The organism is Patescibacteria group bacterium (assembly GCA_035549555.1).
GTDB lineage: Bacteria > Patescibacteriota > Microgenomatia > UBA8517 > UBA8517 > Co84-156.
In genome coordinates this window covers 1-4,468 of sequence record DASZQR010000002.1, presented here as the reverse complement: position 1 = coordinate 4,468, position 4,468 = coordinate 1, and the positions used below count along the sequence as shown (strand labels likewise).

The following is a 4,468-nucleotide window of genomic DNA, read 5'->3' as shown; positions in this document are numbered from 1 at the left end:
ATTGTGTTCCTACTAATAATGCGCCGATCAATCCGGGCGATTGTGTGAATGCGATGGCATCAATAGTTTGCAGTTCGCAGTTTGCAGCTCGTAGTGCAGCATTCACTACCGGCACTATATTCTGCATGTGAGCTCTCGATGCTAATTCCGGAACCACGCCGCCGTACTGTTCATGAATTTTCTGACTGGCGATGGTATTCGACAAAATTTTTCCTTCGCTGTACACAGCTGCGCCTGTTTCATCACAGGAAGATTCTATGGCGAGAATGGTAGGCATCATGTGCAAATTAGGTAATTTGCTGATATGATGATTTGCTGATGTGATGATTTGCTGATGTGATGATTTGCTGATGTGATGATTTGCTGATGTGTTGATTTGCTGATGTGATGATTTGCTGATGTGATGATTTGCTGATGTGATGATTTGCTGATGTGATGATTTGCTGATGTGTTGATTTATTGGGGTATTGATTATTTTTTTGATGATACTATTATTTTGGTTATAACTTTTTGTATTGATGTTAATTTTTCCATTAGGAATTGTGGATCCGGGTATCCATTCGATTTTTTACAAATTAGCAACCAATATTCGGTTTCTTCAGCTTCTTTTGCTGCAATTTTGAATTTGTGAATAAAATCAGATTTACTTTCTGCATTTTGAGCTTCACGAACATTAGCTCCTATTGATGTTCCTGATTTTAAAAGTTGCCGGGCAATTACAATTTTTTTCTTTTCTTCTAAAGAATCACAATATTTCACAATCTCAATTGCAAATTCAAGGGTAAGTGTCAAAATCAAATTATCGTTTTTGATCTCTTCCATTACTATATTGATTGATCAAAAATAAAGTTTTACATAATTGTAAAATTATCACATTTGCAAATTGCCGAATTATCAAATTGGCACATCACCCAATCATTTGCTTCTTATCGCCACCACCGGATCCATTCTTGCTGCCTGGGAGGCGGGAATAAATCCGGCAACGATGCCGACGATAATGCAAATAACAATTGCCATGATCATATTAGCAGCAGAAATATAAACCGGGAAGTGCAAGGCTCCTGAAAGTATCTGAGTAAGTACAAACACAAGCAATAAACCGATCAATCCGCCTACAATACAAAGAAATGCAGATTCCAAAAGAAATTCTGCCAGGATCACTCTCTTTTTGGCGCCAATGGCTTTTTTCAACCCGATCTGTCCTGTTCTTTCTCTAACGGTAACAAACATGATATTGGCGACTCCAAACATACCAACGATCAAAGACAAAGCAGCAATGGCCCAACCTCCGATATTCAAACTAACAAATGCCTGGCTGATCGCTGCGCTGAAATCATTGATATCATTTAATGTAAAATCATCTTCCTGTGTGGGACTTAATTTATGTATGGCACGAACTACCCCCGTCAGGTCATCTTTCAAGGCCTTACTGTTGAGATTGTCCTGTCCCTGGATCATGATAAGCGGATCAGATCTTCGTTCATCCATGATAGTGCGGGCAAATTTGTAAGGTATCACAATGCTCTCATCAAAATTCCAGCCGCCGATCATCGTTTTTCCCTGCTTTTTAAAAACACCTACAACAATGCCTTTCTTTCCCCTTATCGAAATTGTTTTGCCAACAGCAGTCTCTGCATTACCCAACAATTTTTCTGCGATTTCATTTCCGATCACCACTGAATTATTGCCATATTCAAAATCCGCATCAGAAATATAACGGCCTGTGGCAATATCCACCGGTTGTATATATTGAAATTCGTTGCTCACTCCGTAAATATTGACACCGGACAACACACTGTTTTCAAAACTGATGTTATCGTGGGCTTCTATTTTGAATGCAACATATTTGGCACTGGGAGTTCTTTCTTTTATTTGCTTTATTTCATCGTGCTTTGGAACAGGTCTCTTCACATATCTCCACCATGGATAATCAGGCCCGCCACCGGCGCTGTAATCCCATTTATCTAAATAAATGGTATTAGTGCCAAGAGCTTTCACTTCGTTTTGAATATTTTGTTCTAAGCTGTTCACTGTTGCCAATACGCCAATAATGCAAAAAATACCAATGGTAATACCGAATAAAGAAAGAAAAGTGCGGAGCTTGTTTTTCCACAGCTCCTGCAGGGCCATTTTAAAACTGGTGCCAATAATTTCTATGGTGCGGCGAATCATGCAGCAAATTTACTGTAACCGTATGGAGTGATGAAAGAATTTATTTTAGATTGAATAATAAACAAAGCCGATCATTGCAATTCTCTTGCCAATATATCTTCCCAACTGTGGTGATTATCTTCAATAGAACTCCAGATAATTTTTCCTTCAGGATCAAGAAGAATTTGGGTGGGAAGTACCGTCACTCCTTGAAAAATTGATTTAATCTGATTGCTTTCAATAATATTGACCCAATTTTTGATCGCTTCATTCTGAACTGCGTTTTCCCATTTGATTTTATCATTGTCATTTGAAATAGCGATTATTTCAAACCCTTTTTTCTGATATTTTAGATACACTTCTTTTAAATGGGGAATTTCTTTTCGGCATGGGATACACCAACTGGCCCAAAAATCAAGTAAGACATATTTTCCTATAAAATGAGATAAACTAATATTTTCACCCTTTATATCTTTCTCTATAAAATCAGGAAGAAAAACGCCGGATATCAGCTGTTTTTTCTTATCAATTTCTTTTTTACACAATAAGGCAGTGCTACTTTCTTTTATTTTAGGACTAAATGCATTAAGAAGCGAATTTGACATGTCGAACGAAATAAAATTAATTAAGCCAAGTAACTCTGTCGGGCTTGCATATGAGTTTGGATTTTTTTTGATAAAGGCTATTCTTATGGTTTTTTCTTTCTCATTTATTAATTGTATTTGATTTTCAAGTTTTTTTCTACTTTGTGCCGAACTATCTTTTTTACTTTCATAAATTGAGGTAAGTTGGCTTTTCTTTTTTTCTAATGTAGTAATTTTTTTTCTGAGGGGTTCAGTTTCTTTTTGTGTTTCAGAGCCTCTCATTTGATAATTATCAAAGTTATTTTTCTTAAGAATTATTGATTGTTTACCCTTTTCTAAGAAAAAACTTGCATAATTACCATCTATTGTTGAGCTAATTAAGTGTACGTATGAGGGTGTATGAATGGGTCCGCCAAACCGGAACTTCCCTTTTATTAAGATGCAGGTATCTTTAATCCATTTGCCCAAAGTATCAGGATGCCATAGAACTATTATACCCGTATCACTGCCCTTAATTATTCCTGTTAACGTGAACCAGTCCTTTTTATTTAATAACTGACCAGAGCAAGCCGAAAAATATAAAAGCTGACTGATCAGAATAAGATATTTCACTTTACAAAGTGTTTTGAATTAAATAAAGCTTGTTGCCAAAATAAATTAAAGGTTTTCTGATTTTGTATTTGAAAAAGCAGCCATGATGAATTTCTATTTATAATGGCTGCTTTAAATTTGAATCAATAGCTGGCTAATTTCTATAGTTTACGCACATAGCTTATCTCCACCAGGAATATTAGGGTTTTGCCCGTTGCCGGCATCTTGACATGTGAGACCTTTGCAACATGTAACTCCTGATCCACTGCCACAATATGTATTGGCTGTACCACAATCGGGATTATCGAATCCTCCACTAATCTTTTTTTGCTCCTCCTTGCTCAGCTTTCTGCCAAGCGATTTGAAATTGTTCATAACAAATGTTTCCGTTTTAATTAAAACGAAACGAAAAGTCAATTTTAAAATTACCTACTCTTTTCTTTAGATTTTCGGTTGCCTCTATGTTTTATCTCTGCAGAAAATAAAACTGAAACAAAGCTAACAACCTATAGTGCAATATTATTGCACTCTGTAATTTTCAAGAAAAAATTTCTCATTTTGATAAAAGAAATTGAGTAAATAATTTTAATAATAACAGATTCATACGTAAGAAAGGGATCATAGTAAAGTTTAGTTAAGAGAATAATCAGGCGTTACTAAACCATTTTATATTTATTCAACAAACAAATCTTTGCAATAAGTATTTATGTTTTCATCATTGTTTTGCAGTAAAGCAGAAGCACATTCTTCTTTATCTTCTACAGAAAAGTTTTTGTTGATTTGTTTTTGCTCTTCTTTATTTAGAGGCTTGAAGATATTACCGGTCATTCTCCCATCCTCTTTGTAATAGTAAGTTTCTCTTTGTTTGTCGTATTCAACCGGAAATCCTAAAAACTTCATAGCTTGTAAATAGCCCATCAGGCTTCTCCTTGATAAATTCATTTTTTTGCTGAATTCTTTTGAGTTTCCGGTAGCCTTTTTCGAAATCAGGCTATCCATTCTTCTGATTTTATCAAAGTACTTTATAGGCCACATAAGACAGGCTTAAATTTTTTAAAGTTATTGAAAAAATCAAAATGAAAAATTAAACTTCTGGGAAAGTAATGCTGATTAAATCCGTTGTCATGTCTTACCTTTGCGCC

5 protein-coding genes are annotated in these 4,468 nt (G+C 35.3%); all 5 read right to left on the bottom strand.

What is annotated here, in order from left to right; all coding sequences use genetic code 11:
- Nucleotides 1-277, bottom strand: a 277-nt coding sequence (locus VG895_00025) for a tRNA (adenosine(37)-N6)-threonylcarbamoyltransferase complex transferase subunit TsaD (protein ID HWA51429.1), incomplete at its 3' end; no start/stop codon positions are given.
- Nucleotides 278-471: 194 nt separating this feature from the next.
- Nucleotides 472-822 (bottom strand): four helix bundle protein, encoded by a 351-nt coding sequence (locus VG895_00020; GenBank protein HWA51428.1) that lies wholly within the window; start codon nt 820-822, stop codon nt 472-474.
- Nucleotides 823-915: 93 nt separating this feature from the next.
- On the bottom strand, nt 916-2,172 hold the full coding sequence (locus VG895_00015) for an ABC transporter permease (protein HWA51427.1): 1,257 nt from the start codon (nt 2,170-2,172) through the stop codon (nt 916-918).
- A 71-nt stretch (nt 2,173-2,243) separates the two neighbouring features.
- Nucleotides 2,244-3,347: a TlpA disulfide reductase family protein gene (locus VG895_00010; protein HWA51426.1), complete on the bottom strand. Its 1,104-nt coding sequence runs from the start codon at nt 3,345-3,347 to the stop codon at nt 2,244-2,246.
- 651 nt (nt 3,348-3,998) lie between these two features.
- Nucleotides 3,999-4,325, bottom strand: a complete 327-nt coding sequence (locus tag VG895_00005) for a hypothetical protein (GenBank protein ID HWA51425.1) — start codon at nt 4,323-4,325, stop codon at nt 3,999-4,001.
- Nucleotides 4,326-4,468: the final 143 nt, after the last annotated feature.